Raw genomic sequence first — 19,756 nt, 5'->3', positions numbered from 1 at the left:
TGACGGGCCAAGCTCCTGGCGCTGCGCCGAAAATTCTCCGAGGGAATATCGTGATGGACGACGCACGCGGGTTCGAAGACAACTTCATGACCGTTGCCGCGCAAGCGGCTCGCGGTGAGCTGGGCTTACATCGTCAGGGGCTGTTGGCTGTGAAGAAGGGTCTCCGCACCCTGGCGGAGCACCAAGTTCAGTTCTATAAGCGCGTCGACGCGGCGCTGGCCAGTGTCGAGATTCCCGACGACCTCAGCCTGGCGTGCGGCCAGGGCTGCAGCTACTGCTGCAACTATCACGTGCACGTCAGCGCGCCGGAGGCGATTGCGATCGCGGAGCACCTGCGCGCGAAATGGAGGCCCGAGCGTGTCGCCGTGGCAATCGAGAGCCTGGCTAAGAACGTGGCGTCGGTGCAGGGACTGACCGAAGAAGAGCATACCGCCACCAACGTTCGGTGTGCGTTCCTGTCTCCGCAGGACTCCTGCTCGATCTATGACGTCCGCCCGGTGGCTTGCCGCAAGCACCATTCGTTCGACGTTGAACCCTGTCGGGTCACGTTCGATGATCCGACGTCGCAAGATGCGGCGCCGCAATCCCTGGAGCGTCTGGCGGTTGCCCATGGCCTTTTCACGTCCTCTGTTGCGTCCATGGAGATCGAAGGAATGGATGCTGCGAGGTACGAGATGTCTGCTGCAGTACTCGAGGCGCTGACGCAGCCGGCCGCCATTAAGCGTTGGCGAGCTGGGAAGAACTCGTTCCCCTCCGGCAAGAATCGGGACACACAGAGAGCGACCTGAGACCGTAGGCAGCAGGTAGCCGCTGGCTCAGGCGCTAGCCTTCGGCTTGCGAGATCGTCGCTTTGGACTGGCGGCGGGGACCAGGCCCAGGATCAGGTCTGCCACTGCAGCTCGTATGGCCGCTCGGTGCTTACCACTGAGACGCTCTCTGACCAGGTCGAGCAGTGCGTTCTCGCTCACCGAATCCTCACCTGGTGAACTCAAGACATGCACACAGTGCATCAAGATTTCGGCCGGCGGGGCTACTTGGCCGCTTTCATACTTCGACACCAGAGACTGGCTCGTCTTGATCTGGGTTGCAAAGGCTTCCTGGGTCAGTCCAAGCTTCAAACGCGCAGCTTTCACGACGAGATGGGGCGCCTTTGGCAGTGGCAATCGCATCCGTTCAGCCTAGCACTAAATATGCACATGGTGCATACTACTGAAGCGCCAGTGGTCCGTGAGCCGCAGGTGAATGCCAGGAGCTAGACATGTTGCGGGGTGCGCTGGAAACTCATCTGAAGACGCAGGTTGGCGCGCTTCGCGAGATGCCGTTCCAGGACTTCGTGGTGAGCATCCTGTACATGGTTCACGGCGCCGCTGGCTTCTCCAACCTTCGGCCCACGCGCGACGGTGGTCTGGACGGGATCATCTTTGAAGAGGGTTGCGGAATCGCCTGCTATGGGCCGGATCAGCCGACCTTCACCAAGCAGCGCAAGAAGATCACCGACGACTACAACATGTACGTCGCGCACTGGAAGGCTCAGTACCCGAACTGGCGCTTGTTCCTGAACAAGGAACCATCGCCCGATCACTTCAAGCTCGTCAACGACCTGCACGGCAGCGGCCAGAGCGTGTGGGGCCTGGGTCGCATCCTTCAGATGATCGACGACTTGAGCTTCGGCTTTCGCCGCCGGATCTGCAAGTCGCTGCAGATTCCCGAGGAGTTGCTGTCAAGCGACTTTGTGCAGATGGTGCTCAACGACCTGCTCGAGCGGCCCGCGCCAACGGCGCCCTGGGTCAAATACGCGCGCAGCGCGCCCGAGATCGAAGCCAAGGTCATCAAGAACTACTCGCCGGCCTCGGTGGATACGGTGCTGCAGCAGATCGCACTGACGGCGGCCCAGCAGATGGAGGTGCACGCCGAGTTCACCTCGATGAGCGTCGAGGACACGGGGCACCTGAAGGCGCGCATCGTGTCGGATTTCGCGCAGGCCCCCGGCGCCACCTTCGAGGAGAAGTTCAACAGCCTGGCCAAGGCCTACGGCCAGCGCTACAACTATGGGCAGCACGATGAGGTACGCGAGTACATCGAGGCGCTGCTCTTCCACGTGTTCACCCAGTGTTTGATTGGCCTGGAGCCCGACCCCGTGCAGCCGGGGACGGGAACCTGAGCCATGGCGATCCTGCATCCCGATTCCGATCTGTCGCTCAGCCTCGTCTTCTACGGCGCGGATGTCCTGGGCACGCTGCGCCGGCTGCGCAAGCCGCTGATCGTCGAGGATCTTCTCGACCGATTCCTCAAGGCCGACAAGCGCCGCACTCCGCAGAACTTCTTCTCGACCCTTGAAATGCTCTTCGCGACCGGAACGATCGAGGTCAAAGGCTACAAGGTGACGCTCTGCGACCCGTCGGCAACCGCGGTGACTGCCGCCGGCAGTGCCGTCTCGGCCAACGTCATCACCAACAGGGGCGACGGCAATGCTTGAGCGCATGTGGTCGCCCACCGGGCTGTTCGAGGACGTCGAGTTCCGCAGCGGGATCAATCTCATCATCGGCAAGTACGCCGATGCACGTCGCAACGAGGGGCCTGGGATCAACGGCGTCGGGAAATCCTCGATCGTTCGCATGATCGACTTCCTCCTCCTGGCCGACTGGAGTCGACACGTGTTCGCCAAGGATGAGTACGCGTGGATCTCGCAGGATGCACACTCGGCGTGCCTGCGGTTGACCGTGGCCGGCAAGTCCATCCAGATCCGCCGCGGGTTCGGTAAGGCGGCTGATGAGGTGGGGCTGCGCATCGGCGATGCGGCCGAGGAGGTCTTAGACGTTCGTGGTGCCAAGGCGCTCCTGGGCGAGATCTTCTTTCCGCCGCGCTCGGGCAGCATCGGTGCGGACGGGGGCTTCGCAAGTTGCTGCCGTTCTACGTCAAGGACGACTTGAGCGCGCAAAAGCGCCACGAGCCCGTCAAGTTCATGACGCATGGCGGCGGGAACCAGCGCGAGTCAACGATCCTATCGCTTTACTTGCTGGGTTTGCCCAACGAAGGTCTGGTCAAGCTCGAGGAGGCGCGCACCACGTGGGACGCAGAGCAGAAGGGGCGCGAACATCTCAAGGGCAAGATCGAGCAAGAGACCGGCAAGACGCTGGAAGTCCTGCGCACCGATCTCGTCAGCGCTGAGACCCGCCTGTCCGAGATCACCAAGGCCGTGCGGGACTTCAATCTCTTCGAGGGCTTCGAGGAGGTGTCGGCGGCGTTGTCCAAGCTCGAGGCCGATGCGTCTGAGCAGCGCAAGCTGGCCACCCAGTCTCGGCGCCAGCTTGAGAAGCTGCGCCGCTTCCTGGATGTGACGGACGAGATCGATGCCGCTGGCGTGATCCAGCAGTACAACGACGTGTCGGCGGCGCTGGGCGCCGCCGTTCGAAAGTCAATTGAAGAGGTCATGGAGTTCCGGCGCTCGCTAGCCCAGCAGCGCTTGCGGTTTCACGGCAAGCGCTTGGTGGAACTGGACCGGACGCACAACGAGGCCGTGCAAAGGCTCAGCGAGCTTGAGCAGCAGCGCTCGAGCCTGATGCGCGCGGTCGACACGACCAACTTCCACGAGACCTTCGATTCAGCCATCCAGCGCCTGGCGACCGAACATGGCGATCTCGAGCGGTACCGGGCGACAATCGGCCAGATCAAGCTGGCGGACGATCGCATTTCGAGTCTCGAGCTTCTGATGCAGACCTACCGCCACGAGGCGGCCGCCGCGCTGCGGACGGTGGAAGAGCAGATCGACCGTGTGCGGGCCCGCTACATCGACGTCGTCCACAACGCGGTGACAACATCTGCTGATGAAGTTGCCGGTGCGGCGCTCGACATCGTGAGCCAGTCGGGAACGGCCGCGAAAGCGCTGCCGGTGAAGATCTCGGTCTCGCTGCCGAAGGTGGATGCGCTCGGGTTCGCGCGCCTCCTCCTGGTGGCGTACGACCTGACGGTTCTGCTGACCCAGGTCGAGGAGGATCTGGCGCTGCCGCGATTCCTGATCCAGGATGGTGTCTTCCACGGCATCGCCAAGCGAATCGCGGTCAAGACGCTCAACTACGTGTACCGTCAAGCCCTCGCGGCGCAGGCTGATTACCGCCCGTTCCAGTACATCGCGACCTTCAACGTCGATGAACTCTCCTCCGCCGAGCAAGACCAGGCGCGCGACGGCGCCTATGAGTTCGATGTGGGCGACGTCACGGTGGCCTCGCTCAGCGACGACCCGGGTGGCCGATTCTTCAAGCGCGAGTTTTGATTCGGCTCGACGCAAGAGCGCCGACGCGGCGCGCTTTGCGGCCACTCTCCGAGCCGGCGTCTCAGCGATTCGGACGGAAGGTGGATCGCGTACTCCACGACTTGCTTCTTGCCACGCTTACCTTGCGCCTTGTAGATGTGCTCCATGTAGAAGACATCCGCAGTCTTCGCATGGTCATCGAGGCGGGCTAGTGTCCCATCGGTGGAGGCTACGCCGGTATTCGAGTAGCTTCACAAGCAGTTCTAGCCTTGCGCTAGTACTTCCTGGATTGCCCGGGCAATTTCGGCTTCCATGAGGTCTGCGCGACGTCCGCCGAACTTGAGGGCGAATCGACCTTCGGAGCGACGCTTCGGCAAGCGTCCTTTGCCAGACACGGCTTGCGGCTGATACCTCATACTTTCTTTGTTCTCGAAGACCATTCCTGAACTACGAACATGGATTCGTACGAGGTTTCGAAATCTCTTAATCTGTCGAGCACGGCATGCACAGCCGACGCCGCACTCACATCCGCGAGGTAGCGGTCCACGTCGGTCAGAACGCCTGCCCATTTCCGTTCCACCTGTTCTTCGCCCCGATATCTTTCTCGGTGGATTGTCGCGGCTGCAACCGATGTTGTGGAAGCTAGCGATGACCAGCTGCAACCGCCGAGGTGTACGGCGCGCGATGCGCGAATTCCGTACCAAACCCGGCGCCCCTATGGTTCGAGCAGGCAAAATGCTTCCCAGGGGGATCACGTCGGCATGAACAAAAGATCGCTGTCTGAGCGCGACATCTGTACCAAGTTCATCGCGCCAGCCATCACGGCGGCGGGCTGGGACGTGCAGCGGCAGGTGCGCGAGGAGGTCAGCTTCACCAAGGGGCGCATCGTCGTCCGTGGCAAGCTGCATAGCCGAGGCAAGTCGCGCCGCGCCGATTTCATCTTGTACCACCAGCTCAACCTCCCGCTGGCAGTCATCGAGGCTAAGGACAACACCCACACGCTGGGCGACGGCATGCAGCAAGCCCTGGACTACGCTGAGGCGCTGGACGTGCCCTTCGTGTTCTCCAGCAATGGCGATGGCTTCCTGTTCCATGACCGCACCGGCAACGCGGCCCTCACCGAGACCGAGCTGACGCTCAACCAGTTCCCCAGCCCCGCCGAACTCTGGCAGCGCTACTGTGTCTGGAAGGGCCTCGACGCCGAAGCTGTTGCCAAGGTCGAGGCGCCGTATTACGACGACGGCACTGGCCGCATGCCGCGTTACTACCAGATGAACGCCATCAACCGCACGGTGGAGGCGGTTGCTCGCGGCCAGAACCGCGTGCTGTTAGTGATGGCCACCGGCACCGGCAAGACCTACACCGCGTTCCAGATCATCTGGCGCCTGTGGAAGAGCCGGCAGAAGAAGCGCATCCTGTTCCTGGCCGACCGCAACATCCTGGTCGATCAGACAAAGAACAACGACTTCAAGCCTTTCGGCGCGGCGATGACGAAGATCACTAAGCGGCAGATCGACACGTCCTACGAGATCTACCTGTCGCTGTACCAGGCCGTGTCCGGCGCTGAGGAAGAGAAGAACATCTACAAGCAGTTCTCGCCCGACTTCTTCGACCTCGTCGTCATCGACGAGTGCCACCGAGGCAGCGCCGCAGAGGATTCCGCTTGGCGCGAAATCCTGGCCTACTTCTCCAGCGCCACCCACATCGGCCTCACTGCCACGCCCAAGGAAACCAAGGAGGTCTCTAGCGTTCACTACTTCGGCGAGCCGGTGTACAGCTACAGCCTCAAGCAAGGCATCGCCGATGGCTTCCTGGCTCCGTACAAGGTCGTGCGCATAGACTTCGACAAGGACCTGCAGGGCTGGCGCCCGCCGGCCGGCATGCTGGACAAGAACGGCCAGCCCATCGAAGACCGCATCTACAACCTCAAGGACATGGATCGGGACCTGGTGCTGGAGGCTCGCACCCACTTGGTGGCCGAGAAGATTACCGCCTTACTCAAGGCCACTGACCCCTTCCAGAAGACCATCGTCTTCTGCGACGACGTCGACCACGCCGAGCGCATGCGTCAGGCACTGGTCAACCTGAACCCAATGCGTAGCCAGGAGAACCGCAAGTACGTGATGCGCATCACCGGGGACGACCAGGAAGGCAAGGCCGAGCTCGACAACTTCATCAACCCGGAAGAGCGCTATCCCGTCATCGCCACCACTAGCAAGCTGATGACCACCGGGGTTGACGCCCAGACCTGCAAGCTCGTAGTGCTGGACCAGCACATCAAGTCCATGACCGAGTTCAAACAGATCATCGGCCGCGGCACCCGCATCAACGAGGACTACGGCAAGTTCTGGTTCACCATCATGGACTTCAAGAAGGCGACCGAGCTGTTCGCCGACCCGGCTTTTGATGGTGACCCGGTGCAGGTCTACGAACCCAAGGGCGACGAGCCGCCGGTACCGCCGGACGAACTGCCCGAGCAACCCGAAGGCGGTGAGCCTGGGGGCGGCGACGGCCGGCCGCCGGACGAAGGCGGCGATATGGGGGGAGATGGCGGGGGCCGGATCAAGTATGTGGTCGGCAACGTGCCGGTCTTCGTCGTGGCCGAGCGCGTGCAGTACTACGGTCCCGACGGCAAGCTCATCACCGAGTCCCTGCGCGATTACACCCGCAGTTGCGTCACCCGGCAGTTCGGCTCGCTGGACGCCTTCCTGCGCCGCTGGTCTGACGCCGAGCAGAAGAAGGTCATCATCGAAGAGCTGGCCAATCATGGCGTGCTCTGGGATGCGCTGGCCGAAGAGGTCGAAGCCAAGCATGGCAAGCCGCTCGACGCGTTCGACCTGATCTGTCACGTCGCCTTCGACCAGCCGCCGCTGTCCCGCAGAGAACGTGCCGACAACGTCAAGAAGCGCAATTACTTTGCCAAATACCAAGGTGCCGCACGCCAGGTGCTCGAAGCGCTGCTTCAGAAGTATGCCGACACCGGACTGGAGCCCATTGAGGACATCAAAATCCTGCAGTTGGACCCGTTCAGCCGCTTCGGCGCGCCTGTCGAGCTTGTACAGGCCTTTGGCGGCAGGTCGGGCTACGTGAAGGCCGTTGCGGAGTTGGAGGCGCAGCTTTACGCATGATCAGCGCCGGCACTGGCGATTCCATTGACCTCCCATTGCGCTGGCCTGTCGCCAGCGCTTTCGCTTTCTCTACGCTTCCCTAATGTCGATCAGCAGCTCTATCAAGTCCATCCAAGACATCATGCGCAAGGACGTCGGTGTCGACGGCGATGCCCAGCGCATCGGCCAACTTGTGTGGCTTCTGTTCCTGAAAATCTTTGACGATCGCGAGCAGGAATGGGAGCTGCTGGACGATGCCTACCGCTCGCCTCTGCCCGAGCCTTACCGCTGGCGCACCTGGGCTGCCAATCCCGAAGGCGTCACCGGCGATGAGCTGAAGAGCTTCATCGACAACGAACTCTTCCCGTCGCTGCAGAAGCTTGAGAGCTACAGCACCACACCGGCCGCGTTTGTCGTGCGCAGCGTGTTCGAGGACGCCTACAACTACATGAAGTCCGGACATCTCCTCCGCCAGGTCGTCAACAAAATTCAAGAGGCGGTTGACTTCAACAAGGCACAGGAGCGGCACGCCTTCGGCGACATGTACGAGCAGCTACTGCGCGACTTGCAGAGCGCAGGCAACGCAGGTGAGTTCTACACGCCGCGCCCGGTCACCGAGTTCATGGTGCGCATGGTGGACCCCAAGCTGGACGAGAAAGTCATGGACCCGGCTTGTGGCACTGGTGGCTTTCTAACCTGCGCCATCGAACACAAGCGACGCCGCTATGTGAGGACGCCGGAAGACGAGAGGGTCCTGCAGGCCAGCATTGGTGGCGTGGAAAAAAGCCCCTGCCGCACTTGCTGGCCACCACCAACATGATTCTTCATGGCATTGAGGTGCCGAGCAACATCCGGCATGACAACACGTTGGCCAGACCGTTGATCAGTTGGGGGCCGAAGTACCGGGTGGACTGCATCGTTGCCAACCCACCCTTCGGGGGCATGGAAGAGGATGGCATCGAGACCAACTTCCCCGCCGCCTTCCGCACCCGCGAAACAGCTGATCTCTTTCTTGTGCTCATCATGCACTTGCTGAAGGATGGTGGCCGCGCCGCCGTGGTGCTGCCCGACGGATTCCTGTTCGGCGAGGGCATCAAAAGCCGCATCAAGGAGAAGCTGCTCACCGACTGCAACCTGCACACCATCGTTCGCCTACCCAACGGCGTGTTCAACCCTTACACCGGCATCAAGACCAACCTGCTGTTCTTTACGAAGGGCACGCCGACCAAAGACATCTGGTTCTACGAGCACCAGTATCCGGACGGGGCGAAAAACTATTCCAAGACGCGTCCGATGCGCATCGAGGAGTTCGCGGTCGAGCAGGCCTGGTGGGGCAGTGAGGGCGACGGCTTTGCCGCCCGCGTCGAAAACCAGTTCGCCTGGAAGGTCAGCGCCGAAGACATCAAGGCGCGCAACTACAACCTCGACTGCAAGAACCGCCACGTTGGCGAACAGGTGAGCCATGACCCGGCACAATTGCTGGCCGAGTACGCGCAGATGCAAGAAGGCATCCATGGCTTGCGGGAGCAGTTGAAGGCGGTCTTATCTGAGGCGCTGGAGCGAGACGCATGACGGCGCTGGTCACTGAGAATCTGCCGCTGCTGGCGGCTGCTCCGAACGGCATCAACCAACTTCGATCATTGATCCTCGACCTCGCCATCAGGGGCAAGCTCGTACCGCAATCTTTGGCAGACGAACCAGCGGAGGCACTGCTTGAGCGTATTCGTGCCGCTCGTCTGGCTGCGGCCGCCAGCCGTAAGGCCAGGACGGAGTCCAGCCAATCGGCCGAGGCTTCCTATGACGACCATTTCGAGCTGCCTGCTGGCTGGCTCTGGACCACTCTTGCAACGGTGTCGCTCATCAATCCGCGCAACGTGGCGCCTGACGACTTGTCAGTTTCATTCGTGCCAATGGCCTCGATTGGAGCCAAGTTCGACAGCGGACACACCCAGGAGCTACGCCGCTGGAGCGAGGTAAAACAGGGGTTCACCCACTTCGCCGAGGGTGACATCGGAGTTGCGAAGATCACGCCGTGCTTCGAGAACAGCAAGGCTTGTGTTTTCACTGGCCTGACAAACGGCATCGGCGCCGGCACCACTGAGCTGCACATCGTCAGACCGTGCGCTGGAACGCTTGCCCCCAGGTATGTTTTGGCATACCTCAAGTCACCTTGGTTCCTGGTGACAGGGGAATCCCGAATGACTGGCACGGCAGGACAGAAGCGACTTCCAAAGGAGTTTGTTGAGAGGCATCCTTTTCCGTTGCCACCACTGGAAGAGCAACACCGCATCGTCGCCAAGGTCGAGGAATTGATGGCCCTATGCGATCGGCTGGAGGCTGAGCAGGACGACGCCGCTGCCGCCCATGCCAAGCTAGTGGAGGCCCTGCTCGCCAGTCTCAACCAAGCCCGCGACGCTGCCGAGTTCCGAGATGGTTGGCAACAACTAGCCGAGCATTTCCATGCGCTGTTCACCACCGAGGCCAGCGTTGAGGCGCTGAAGAAGTCGGTGATGCAACTGGGCGTGGAGGGGCGGCTTTGCACTGGCGCCGCACGTTCGACATGGCGGCTTCGGACGATCAACGAGTTTTGCACGGTGCAAGGCGGCATCCAGAAGACGCCACTGCGTGCCCCAGCGAAGCATCACTTCCCATACCTTCGGGTGGCAAACGTGCAAAGAGGCCGGATCGATATTGCTCAACTGGAGCGGTACGAGCTTGCGATGGAGGAATTGCAGCGTTGGCGTTTGAACGCCGGGGATCTGCTCATCGTAGAAGGCAACGGCAGCGAGAGCGAGATCGGTCGTTGCGCGATCTGGCACGGCGAGGTCGATGATTGCGTGTACCAGAATCACCTGATGCGTGTTCGCCCGACCGGGGACGATGCCGTTGATTACCTGGCGCTGTACCTCAACTCGCCAATCGGTACTGCTCACATGCGGCGCTTAGCCATCACCACGAGCGGCCTGTTCAACCTGAGCGTCGGCAAGATCCGCAGCATTCCGGTCGAACTTCCGCCGCCGGCAGAGCAGCATCTCATCGTCGCTAAAGTTAGGGAACTCTTAGCCTGCTGCGATCAATTGAAGGCTGGCCTTGGCCAAGCTCGCCAGCATCACGAACACCTCGCGTCGGTACTGGTCGAACAAGCCGTCGCTTCAGCGATTCGGCCGCTGCACGGACAAGCTTGTTAGATCCTTTTCACCATGCCCATCCAACAGGCCTTCTGGCAAGTTGGTCGGCCCGCTGTGCAGTTGAAGCCCAGCAGATTCACCAGCGAGGCATTGCTCGAACAGCTGATCGTGCAGGACTTGAGCATCTTGTCGCCGGCCTGGATGAATGCTGATCGGTACGCAGGAAACCACCTCGCATGCAGGGCGCATCGACTTGCCGGGAATCGCGCCCGATGGATCGCTGGTGCTGGTAGACGTGAAGCGCGAGCGTGCGCCGCGCGAGATCGTGGCGCAGGCTCTGGACTACGCCTCCTAGTGTCCTGACTGGGCACCGACGGCATCACGCAGGTCTTCCGCGCTTCAAGGCCGGCGAGCGCGACCCGCTCGATGCACGGGCCGGCCTCGGTCATGAGCGAGCCGGTGCCCGCCCGCGGACCGGACGGCAGTCAGATCCAGGAGAGGCTGCGCGGGCTTTGCAGCAAGGGGCCAAACGCTTGGTCCGCGAGAAGACCTGCAGCGGCGGTTCTTCGCGGGCCGGACGCTCAGGCGATCAGCCGACGAGTGGCGAAGACGTCCCTGCGCGTCCAGCGGCACGGTACGCTGACAGGCGTATTCAATCCCGTGCACTCGAAGTCATTGCCCGACAACAGCACTTCCGCGTCAACATGACTTGTCTAGCCGCTTACTGTGGGCGTGCCTAAATATGGGTTAGCGGCGCGAATGCGAGCGTGACCGGCTAGGCGAGAGACGGCCAGACGCGCGGACCGGTCCAGCGCGGGTGTCGGTGGCGAGCCTCCCCGCACGGGTGGCGGTGTTCCCGTCAACGCCTCGAAGTGGTCGATCAGCGTTTCGTGCCGCAGACCGTGCGCCGTGATGCCGAGTCGCGCGCAGGTGATGCCGAACTTGGCCAGCACGTAGTCGAAGCGTCGCAGGTTCTTCTTGAGGTCGTTTGCGGGATCGCCCATGTGCGCATCTCGATGGCCTACCACGCGCTGCGCGAATTCGACCGCGTCGACACGCGCGGCACTGTCCAGAGGGATGTAGCGCTTTCGCCCGCCCTTGCCTTTGATGCACACGTATCGATCCGCCAATCGTTCCTCTGGCGCCAGCCCCGTGCCCTCAAAAGCGATCACGTTCGCGAAGGGACGAAACAGCACCGACTCCTTGCGACGCAGCCCCATGGCACGAATCAGGCGAAGCGACGCGCCGACGTAGCGGTCGAAGGCGCAGATCTCGTCAATCAGCGCGTCGATGTCCACATGATGTGCCGACCAGCTCCGGTCGCGTCGGGCACCCTCGTGCCGCTGGTACTCGTCGATGTGCAGGCCGTAGAAGGCAGGCTCCCGCACCAATCCGGGTTTGCCCAGCCACAACGCCAGGCCCCGCAGAAAGCTGAGGTAGGTCTGGATGGTGGCCGGGGCGAGCCGGTCCTGCTGCCACACCTTCACCATGGCGCGGAGGTGCTTCTGCCCAAGGTTGCGCGGATCGGGCAGCTGCTTGAAACCGGCCTTGTCGTGGAGGTCACGAAAGAACCGCCGCAGGAACTGCGCCCGGTCGTGGCGCGTCTTGTGGGAGACCGTTTTCTCCAGTGCGGTGTGCTGGGCGTTGAACAAGGCCAGCAACACCTCCAGCACCATGCGCGGCGGCGCCTTGCCGGGACGGTATCGCGCCAGGATCTCCGACGGTGTCCTGCCCGCCCATTCCTGCGCGCGACCTATCTGCTGAGCTGGCAGCCGGCCCGGGCTGTGGGCCTGTAGTTGGCGTCTCATCAGGTCCGGCATGGATGGGGGAGGGGGTGTGGGCGGTGCCGTGGGCGCGGGGGGAATGCGACGACGGGATGGACATGGCGAAGCTCCAAGGCTGAGGGCCCGTCGCCCGAACGGCGAGCCCAATGGAATGAACGCGGAATTGGCGGCAGACGCCGGCGAGACCATTCCGCTGGTCCCGCCGGCGCGTGATCAGGACATTTGGCGCCGCACGCGATCACGAGCGCTGCGGCGCCTACCCAGGGTTCGCTGGCACGTGCCCGCGGCACGGCCAGCTCGGTCGGTCTTAAAAATGAAACGGGTGATCCGCCTCGCGTGTGCATTTCTGCAGCGACGAGATTGGTGATGCCGGCGGGCCTCTTGTGCTCGCATCTCGGTATCAACGCCCAGGTCTGGCCTGGCGCGTCTGTGGTGGATCAGTTCTGGGGTCGTAGCGCCATCCGCTCGCGTGGGTCCGCCCCTGACCGAAAGTCCAGGGCGGCGTCGAGCTGTGAGCGGGGTCGAGCGGGGAGCCTAGAAGGCAAACACGGCCGCTCGGTGCGTGGAACGCATGCTCAGGGGATGGCGGGAGCAGCAAGCAGCATCGGGTGCCGCTGTCTGGATCGCTGGCGATGGCGCGTTTCTGGAACGCCCGGCGAGGAACGCCGGCTGGGCCACGGCACTTGCACTACGAGTAGGTCCTCGACGCCCACGCCTCCGAGGGTGTGGACAACACAGGCTCAGGGCCCGTGTCTGGAGGGCAGGTCACGACTGCGACGCCTTTGTGCTCCATCAGGAGCGGGCCAGGGTGGCCCTCGGGAAGCTCCAGTGGATACCTGGCTTGTCGCGAGGTCAACCGGGAACGAGCACGACTGCCCCGAAAATGCCGGTGTTTGGCGTGGCGGATGACGGCTTGTGGCGCGTGCTTGAGTGGGGCTTATCTTGCGGGGGAGGGCGCGAGCGCGAGCGCATGCGGGGTTGACAGCAGGAGCGGCGGCCTCTGGTCTCCACGGGACCGCTTCGATGAAGGTGATCGTGCGCCGCTTCCCGGTGCGACAAGCGCCGAGCCAGGACTCATGAACCGCATTCGAGTGAGAGCGGAGTCCGAATGGAGTTGTCGTGACCGCTCTCGGACCGCGGAATTCTTGACCAGCTCTCGGTGCGCTCTTGATCGGGTGGGAGCTGGCAACAACCCAGTTGGACCCCGGGTCGCAGCTGCGTGCGAAAGCTGTGGCTTTGACGGGGGAGTTCTGTGTGGACGGGGTGCGTCGGCGTGTCGATCCTTCGCGCACGGCAACCTTGAACCGGAGCCCTCCCATGGACCTGATCGTTCGAGCGGTGGATGTCGGATTCGGCAATACCAAGTTCGTCACCGGCGTTGGCGCCGGTGGCGACATTCGCTGCGCCAGCTTCCCGTCGCGGGCCTATCCAAGCCCGCGTGACCCCGCGAAGGCGCTGGGCGGAGAGGGGCGCAAGACCTTTGCCATCCCCCTTGGCGGCCTGTACTACGAGGTCGGTCCGGACGTGATGCTGGCGGCTGACGCGTTCCGGGCGACCGAGATCCACGGCGACTACATCGAGACGCCGCAGTACCTGACACTGGCGCGCGGCGCGCTGCGGATGATGAAGGTCGAGGCCATCGACTTGTTGGTGGTCGGGCTGCCGGTGGCGGCGTTCGCCGCCAAGCGGGGCGCATTGGAGAAGCTCATGACCGGTCGTCACGACGTGGGCGGCGGCAAGACCGTGGTCGTGCACAAGACACTGGCCATGGCGCAGCCCAACGGCGCGCTGATCGACTACGCCACGCAGCACGACCAGGTCGAAGCGATGGAGCATGAGCAGAGCCTGGTGATCGACCCCGGATCTCGGACCTTCGACTGGTTGATCGCGCGCGGCATGAAGCTCTCGTCCAAGCAGAGCTACTCGGTCGATCGCGGCGTCTCGAACATCCTGCAGCTGGTGGCCGACGACATCAGTCAGGAGATCGGCCAGCCGTACACGAACCTGGACCTCATCGACTGGGCACTGCGCAGCGGCAAAGCCCTCACCGTCTACCAGCGCCAGTACAACCCCGCCCGCATGCGCCCGATGGTGGAGATCATCGCCAGGGATGCGGTCGCGGCCATGATGCGGCGCATCGGCGGGGCCTTCAACGTGCAACACGTGATCCTCGTGGGCGGCGGCGCGTTCTTGTTTCGCAAGGCGGTCAAGCAGGCCTTCAGCACGCACCAGATTCTCGAGGTGAAAGATCCGATGTTCGCGAATGTGCGCGGGTATCAGATCGCCGGGATGAACTACGCACAGAGCGTGTTGGCCTCTGCGTCCCGCCCGCGCGCCGCCGCAACCGAAGGAGAGCGCTCGTGAGCCAGGATCGCACGAACTCGGCCGGGTCGGTGCGGCTGCTGTTTGAACTCTCGCGCGACGACAACACGCGTCTGTACGACGACTTGGTCCGCTTCAACAAAGGCACCAAGCGCGTGAACCGGCTGCGTTTTCTCGCGCACGAGGGACTGATGGCGCAGCACCGGACCGTGGCGCAAGAGGGTGTCGTGGCAGCGGTTGCGCCACACGGGGCGTCGGACTTGAGGGTCAGCGGATCAATCGCTCGACAGACCAATCTCGCGTTTGATGCGCCTTCTTCGATCGAGGGAAAGTAGACAGAACAGTCCTTTCGCAAGCAGTCTGACGCAAAAAGAAAAGGCGCTGGACAAGCCAGCGCCTGGAAGCTGCCACCGCGTCAGGGAGGATTTCGGCGGTTTTCTAAGGGCAGCGGCGCGAGTCTAACTGACCCGCCTCCTCCAATGGTACACGTGTGAAAAATTGCTCTCAATGCGCCCTAACGCCGCACTGGTTCATTTCGGAGACTACATCTCGCTAGCGGTAGGCCGGATCCTGGCAGTCGTTCGCTGCAGAGAATGATGATGCGGATCGTTCTCTTCCCCAGATCCGGTCGCCCGCTTTCTTGGGGTTCTTTCGGACGTGCTGGTGCCGGCTCTGGAAGTATTTATCAATCGCATTTTTCGTATCGTCCATCGTGGCGTAGTTGCTGTTGTGAATGATGGCTCGCGACATGCTGCTAAGGAAAGACTCGATGACGTTCAAGAATTACGAGCTGGCCGGAAGCCGAACCGGCTCCAGATGTGGCCCTGAGGTGCTTTCGTCGTTGTGCTTCCCGATGTACGTCTTCAGCGCCTTCGGGTCGTGCCAGGACGCCGCGTCCCAAGACAGGTAGAGCGTCTTCTTCTCCGCATATTCCTCCAGCAGACGCTCAATCAGTTACACCATCTGCGTCGTGTCTTGGCCGAGGAACAGGAGTGCGTGACTTGGTTCTTAGAGGGTTCCAGCGCTGCCGTGACGATCAGCCTTCCCCGAGAATTCTGCCATTGCGGCACCGTGGGCAACTCGCCGGGACCGCATAGGGATCACTACATGATCGGTCCTGCAACTAATATTCCGATGGACAAATACAAGGGACTTCTAGAGGAGGTGGCTGTGAAAGCACTCCGCGTCTTCTATAAGCAGGGCAAGCAAGCATGAAGACTTTGGACTTAGAACTGACGCACTGGCAAGCGCAGCGAATTCTTAAGGCGCTCACGGAGTTGGACGCGAAGTGGGCCCGTATCTGCCAGACTTCCGATGACGAGGACGAAGTCGCCGATTACGGAAATGACCTGATCGAGCTTCGTATGACGCTGGAGTTGGTGAAGACCAAGGCGGTGGATGTCTTCGGTCCCGGCGTGGTCAACTTCGATCGAACCCCGTTCTAGACGCTCACCGTGCCGGGCGCCTTCGCCGGGTCGTCCAGGGTGAGTTCATGGGACGCATCCATGTCATGGGTGGCACTGCGTTATTGACGAACGAACCAGAATCGGAGGCCGGGCAGCTGCTAGCACCTCCATATTCCGACCGGGAGATCAGTCCAGGGACTCTGTCTCCACGATCGACGTGAACTGGTCGGTCATCTCTGGCTGGTGAAGTCGCAGGTACCGAGCAATCTTTTCATTCGCGAGCAGCTTCTTCAGGTAGCCGCGCGTCAGCACCAGGTTGAGCACGTCCTGCCCGTAAGACTGCTCCACCAGCCTGTACTGGCCCTGCAGGTTGGCCATCTCTCGCTCCATTCGCGACATCTGCTCTGGAGTGACCCCTCGCATGTTGCGCACATGCGGTCCGTCTATCAGGCTTGACGGGGGCGACGCAACGAGTAGAGCTTCGCCGTAGGACACGGACAGTTTGTTTGCAGACACCATAAGTTCGGCGCACTCGATCTGCCTGGGCGGCTTCATCTTGCGCAGCACACGTGCGAGTTCAACGGAGAAGTTTTTGTCCCGCAACAGATCGATGACCTCTGAGCACAGCCCGTCGAGAAGGCTATTCTTCTTGAGGATGTGTGAAACGTCGACGCTGAGGGCCTTGGCAATTCGCTCGGGCGAGACTCCGCGGTCAATCGCGCGACGAATCATCAGATGCTCCTGCACGCTGGAGAGCCGATTCACGCGATTGTTGTAGGTGTAGCCCTCGTCGTCAGTGGACGCGAGGCATGGGGCCTCCAGCCAGCCGATATCTCGAAGCACCACTAGCCGAACGTGCCCATCAAGGATCACATGCTGGCCGCTCGATGGCTCAGCGCGTGTGACGCTGAGTGGCTCGATCAATCCGATTTCTTCGATCGACGAACGAATCTGCCGGAATTTCCGTGTTGCCGTCAGACCATCAGGGACACGCCGCGAGGGCAGCAGTCGGGTGAGCTCCACGGAAACTGGATCGGGCACAAACGCAAGGCTTACGCCGGTCACGATCTTCTCCCATCGCTCCAAACCCGCTCAGCAAGGAATTTGGGAAGGGTGTCCAGTCCTTCGGCTCTGAGCAAGTTCACGAAATTCTCGTCGCGGAACAGTTGGACGAGTCCACCCACCGCAAACATCAACCGCTCCTGCGCGAAGGACGCCTTCCGCACCATTGCCTTCTGGCGCTCAACCTCCTTCTGATAAGTCCTGACGATGCTTGAAGTGGAGACCTCGACGGAGCCGCGGGGCATGCGCTTTGCGAGAGAGCGACCCAACTTCGAGCGACGCTCAAGAATGCGCCGTGCATCCTGGAGACGCTTGCCGCGCAAGGTGCCAGCCTCGTAGGCGTCTTGAAGTGCTATCTGGACTGCCGCGTCATCGTCGCCGGCGCCGACGATCGACAGCGCCGCGTTCAGGGGAATGTCTCCCCGCTCAACCGCCGCCAAGAGGCGTTGCTCGCCTTGGCGAAGCAGTGTCAGGATTCCATGCACATACGGCGCGGTAAGGCCTGTTTTTTGCGCGATGTCCTTGGTCGAATAGCCCTGCGCGGTGAGCTGCTCGATGCCCGCTAACAGTTCCAGCGGGCGCCATTGCCTTCGAGCGATGTTCTCGGTGAGGCTCATGATGAAGGCATCCTCGTCTGGAACGTCGATCACGAGTGCCGGGATCTCCGCTTCTCCGAGCGCCTTGAAGGCCTTTAGTCGGCCTTCGCCGCACACCAGAACGTAGCGCTCTCCGCCGTTGGCCGAGGGGCGAGCGGTGACGACTATCGGCTTCTTGAGTCCAATCAGTTTGATGTTGCGCACGATTTCCTCGAACGCGTGAGCATTGCGCTCGCGGGGGTTCAGTACCTCCACGCTTGAGAGCGGGATCGTTCGGATCTCCCTTGGACGATCGGTGTTCATGCGGCCACCTTCAGTCGAGCCCTACACGCCATGCCGTAGAGGTAATCCAAGGTCTCGAAGCGATAGGTCTCAAGCTCGGCCGCGTTGTGTTCAGCCAGACGGACGCGACACCCGTTGAAGTCGACCCTGGGGAGAAGATAGAAGTCCTTGATCGCGTCGTTCTCTTCATTCAGCCTGGCGGCCACGGTGATGTCAGGGACCAGGCTCGCGTCCATGCGAACCTTCCAGCGCAGGTGGTCTGCTGACGTCCGATGGCATCTGGCAAGGACGATCGAGGCGGTGAACTCAGCGTTCACCGAAAGCAGGTCAGTGAGGCTGTCACGCTGCACCGCGCCGCCTAGCTTCTCGATCTCAGTCTCGACCTGCAGCACAAGCTCCGGATGCATGCGTCGGAGCTGGCGATTGATCTCCAGGTAGCAGTAATCACGCCCAGGATTGAAACCGACAAGTTGATAGGCGCGCAGAAGACCGCCAAATCGATGGGCGTACACCGTCGCGCCAGGCAGCTCTTCCGCTTCGTCTATCACCAGCCCTGAAAGGTAGCCGCGGCTCTGAAAGACAGCCTTCAGGCGTGCGATGAGTTCGTCGTCTGAGAAGCGCCGCCCGCGCGCTCGCAAGATTCCCTGTGCTGTGTAGAAGAGATCCGGTGGAACGATCGCTTCGAACGCGTGCTCCTTGCGGATCCACATCTCCGGCGGATTGCGGACGCGCAGCTTCTTGAGCTTGAAGGAGATCCGGTTGTAGACGTTGTGCCCAATGTATTTTTCATTGCTGAGCACTTCCCGGACGGAAGATCGTGACCACGGGCGCCCCAGATCAGTTCTCCTCCCAGACGCGTTCAGGCGATCGACGATCGCCCGTTCATCCAGCCCTTCGTTCACGAACCAGTTATAGACATCCCGTACAAGCAGGATTTCGTCCTCGGGACCGGGCCTTAGCACGACGCGATCCGTCTGCAGGCTCTTGTGTTCCCCGCGCGCCAGCTCCGCCTTCAGCGCACCGTTCGAGTCGATGAGTACCCGGCGCAGTCCTATTCCGGCCGGTCCTCCTTGGCGGAATCCGAGCTCGATCAGCCGGCATTGACCTGCGAACACCTTTGCGGAGAGCTCCCGGCTGTACTCCCCCGCCATCGCACGCTTCACCCCCTTCACGATGGTCGAGACCGGCGAGCCGTCGTTCTCGAACTGTTCTGCGCAGTAAGCGACCTGGATGCCAGCTCGGCGGCACATGTACTCGTAGTAGGCGCTTTCGTCGGCATCCTGAAATCGGCCCCAGCGACTGACGTCGTAGACCAGGATGGTGTTGAAGTCGACCCCACCACTCTGCACGTCGGAGAGAAGTCTCTTCAGTGCATCGCGGCCATCGAGGCGCAGCCCGCTTCTTCCTTCATCGGCGTAGGTCCGAACGATCTCGACGCCTCGCTGGGCGGCGTACTCGCGGATTTTGTCGGCTTGGTTCTGCGTGGAGTACTGCTGATGTTCAGTCGACATACGGACATACTCAGCGGCGCGATGCGTTGCGCCGTAAATCGTCGCGTAGCCTGTCGAAGTGTGGGATTGCATAGCTGCCCCCGGTCCCCCGCGCCTAAGCCAATCTTGAGTTGGTGCTGCGTCGCGCGCGGAAGGGCCTCGCAGCCAAGCCAAGTTAGCAGCCTGGTCGCTCCAGGTCGATCTAGTAGGCTCTTTGCAAGTGGCGTCGCGTGCTTCAAGCCCTCGCTAGCACGGTGATCTGCACAAGGTACGCGTCCATCTTTGCGGGGAGGTCAGTGCGGGCTGGCTGAAGCAAATAGAGGCCAGAAT

Annotated in this window: 16 protein-coding genes and 1 pseudogene; 12 read left to right on the top strand and 5 right to left on the bottom strand. The window is 61.9% G+C overall.

Annotated elements, in window-relative coordinates; translation table 11 throughout:
- Window positions 1-53: 53 nt before the first annotated feature.
- Window positions 54-788, top strand: coding sequence for a YkgJ family cysteine cluster protein (locus tag ACQ86G_RS29350; protein ID WP_431258552.1), 735 nt, complete (start codon window positions 54-56; stop codon window positions 786-788).
- A 27-nt stretch (window positions 789-815) separates the two neighbouring features.
- On the opposite strand, the gene ACQ86G_RS29345 is transcribed toward ACQ86G_RS29350, so the two are convergent.
- Window positions 816-1,169 carry a helix-turn-helix domain-containing protein gene (locus ACQ86G_RS29345; protein WP_431258551.1) on the bottom strand — a complete coding sequence of 118 codons (354 nt, stop codon included), beginning with the start codon at window positions 1,167-1,169 and terminating at the stop codon, window positions 816-818.
- Window positions 1,170-1,258: 89 nt separating this feature from the next.
- On the opposite strand from ACQ86G_RS29345, the gene ACQ86G_RS29340 reads away from it, so the two are divergent.
- From ACQ86G_RS29340 to ACQ86G_RS29305, 8 genes and pseudogenes are all read left to right on the top strand, one after another.
- The gene (locus ACQ86G_RS29340; RefSeq protein WP_431258550.1) at window positions 1,259-2,161 is read left to right on the top strand and encodes a hypothetical protein; all 903 of its coding nucleotides are present in this window, start codon (window positions 1,259-1,261) and stop codon (window positions 2,159-2,161) included.
- A gap of 3 nt (window positions 2,162-2,164) precedes the next feature.
- Window positions 2,165-2,476, top strand: coding sequence for a hypothetical protein (locus ACQ86G_RS29335; RefSeq protein WP_431258549.1), 312 nt, complete (start codon window positions 2,165-2,167; stop codon window positions 2,474-2,476).
- A 4-nt stretch (window positions 2,477-2,480) separates the two neighbouring features.
- Window positions 2,481-2,930 carry a hypothetical protein gene (locus ACQ86G_RS29330; RefSeq protein WP_431258548.1) on the top strand — a complete coding sequence of 150 codons (450 nt, stop codon included), beginning with the start codon at window positions 2,481-2,483 and terminating at the stop codon, window positions 2,928-2,930.
- Window positions 2,900-4,270 carry a DUF2326 domain-containing protein gene (locus ACQ86G_RS29325; RefSeq protein ID WP_431258547.1) on the top strand — a complete coding sequence of 457 codons (1,371 nt, stop codon included), beginning with the start codon at window positions 2,900-2,902 and terminating at the stop codon, window positions 4,268-4,270. Before ACQ86G_RS29330 ends, ACQ86G_RS29325 begins: the two co-directional genes overlap by 31 nt.
- 740 nt (window positions 4,271-5,010) lie before the next feature.
- Window positions 5,011-7,377 (top strand): EcoAI/FtnUII family type I restriction enzme subunit R, encoded by a 2,367-nt coding sequence (hsdR, locus tag ACQ86G_RS29320; RefSeq protein ID WP_431258546.1) that lies wholly within the window; start codon window positions 5,011-5,013, stop codon window positions 7,375-7,377.
- Between the two features lie 82 nt (window positions 7,378-7,459).
- Window positions 7,460-8,928: pseudogene (locus tag ACQ86G_RS29315) on the top strand (N-6 DNA methylase).
- Window positions 8,925-10,544: a restriction endonuclease subunit S gene (locus ACQ86G_RS29310; RefSeq protein WP_431258545.1), complete on the top strand. Its 1,620-nt coding sequence runs from the start codon at window positions 8,925-8,927 to the stop codon at window positions 10,542-10,544. Before ACQ86G_RS29315 ends, ACQ86G_RS29310 begins: the two are co-directional and overlap by 4 nt.
- Before the next feature lie 145 nt (window positions 10,545-10,689).
- The gene (locus tag ACQ86G_RS29305; RefSeq protein ID WP_431258544.1) at window positions 10,690-10,839 is read left to right on the top strand and encodes a hypothetical protein; all 150 of its coding nucleotides are present in this window, start codon (window positions 10,690-10,692) and stop codon (window positions 10,837-10,839) included.
- A 358-nt stretch (window positions 10,840-11,197) separates the two neighbouring features.
- Here ACQ86G_RS29305 and ACQ86G_RS29300 read toward each other — a convergent pair whose 3' ends face one another.
- Window positions 11,198-12,304 carry a phage integrase N-terminal domain-containing protein gene (locus tag ACQ86G_RS29300; protein WP_431258543.1) on the bottom strand — a complete coding sequence of 369 codons (1,107 nt, stop codon included), beginning with the start codon at window positions 12,302-12,304 and terminating at the stop codon, window positions 11,198-11,200.
- A 1,281-nt stretch (window positions 12,305-13,585) separates the two neighbouring features.
- Here ACQ86G_RS29300 and ACQ86G_RS29295 point away from each other — a divergent pair.
- From ACQ86G_RS29295 to ACQ86G_RS29285, 3 genes are all read left to right on the top strand, one after another.
- Window positions 13,586-14,632 carry a PRTRC system protein D gene (locus tag ACQ86G_RS29295; protein WP_431258542.1) on the top strand — a complete coding sequence of 349 codons (1,047 nt, stop codon included), beginning with the start codon at window positions 13,586-13,588 and terminating at the stop codon, window positions 14,630-14,632.
- Window positions 14,629-14,925 (top strand): hypothetical protein, encoded by a 297-nt coding sequence (locus tag ACQ86G_RS29290; RefSeq protein WP_431258541.1) that lies wholly within the window; start codon window positions 14,629-14,631, stop codon window positions 14,923-14,925. Before ACQ86G_RS29295 ends, ACQ86G_RS29290 begins: the two co-directional genes overlap by 4 nt.
- An 876-nt stretch (window positions 14,926-15,801) precedes the next feature.
- Window positions 15,802-16,035: a hypothetical protein gene (locus tag ACQ86G_RS29285; RefSeq protein WP_431258540.1), complete on the top strand. Its 234-nt coding sequence runs from the start codon at window positions 15,802-15,804 to the stop codon at window positions 16,033-16,035.
- 147 nt (window positions 16,036-16,182) lie between these two features.
- On the opposite strand, the gene ACQ86G_RS29280 is transcribed toward ACQ86G_RS29285, so the two are convergent.
- The 3 genes from ACQ86G_RS29280 to ACQ86G_RS29270 are packed head-to-tail and all read right to left on the bottom strand — an operon-like array spanning window position 16,183 to window position 19,519.
- On the bottom strand, window positions 16,183-17,061 hold the full coding sequence (locus ACQ86G_RS29280) for a plasmid partitioning protein RepB C-terminal domain-containing protein (protein WP_431258539.1): 879 nt from the start codon (window positions 17,059-17,061) through the stop codon (window positions 16,183-16,185).
- Window positions 17,058-17,957 (bottom strand): ParB/RepB/Spo0J family partition protein, encoded by a 900-nt coding sequence (locus ACQ86G_RS29275; RefSeq protein ID WP_431258538.1) that lies wholly within the window; start codon window positions 17,955-17,957, stop codon window positions 17,058-17,060. Before ACQ86G_RS29275 ends, ACQ86G_RS29280 begins: the two co-directional genes overlap by 4 nt.
- Window positions 17,954-19,519: a recombinase family protein gene (locus ACQ86G_RS29270; protein WP_431258537.1), complete on the bottom strand. Its 1,566-nt coding sequence runs from the start codon at window positions 19,517-19,519 to the stop codon at window positions 17,954-17,956. Before ACQ86G_RS29270 ends, ACQ86G_RS29275 begins: the two co-directional genes overlap by 4 nt.
- Window positions 19,520-19,756 lie beyond the last annotated feature (237 nt).

Origin of the sequence: Roseateles chitinivorans (assembly GCF_050632145.1) — a bacterium.
Taxonomy (GTDB): Bacteria; Pseudomonadota; Gammaproteobacteria; order Burkholderiales; family Burkholderiaceae_C; genus Roseateles; species Roseateles chitinivorans_B.
This window is presented reverse-complemented; position numbering and strand designations above follow the sequence as displayed.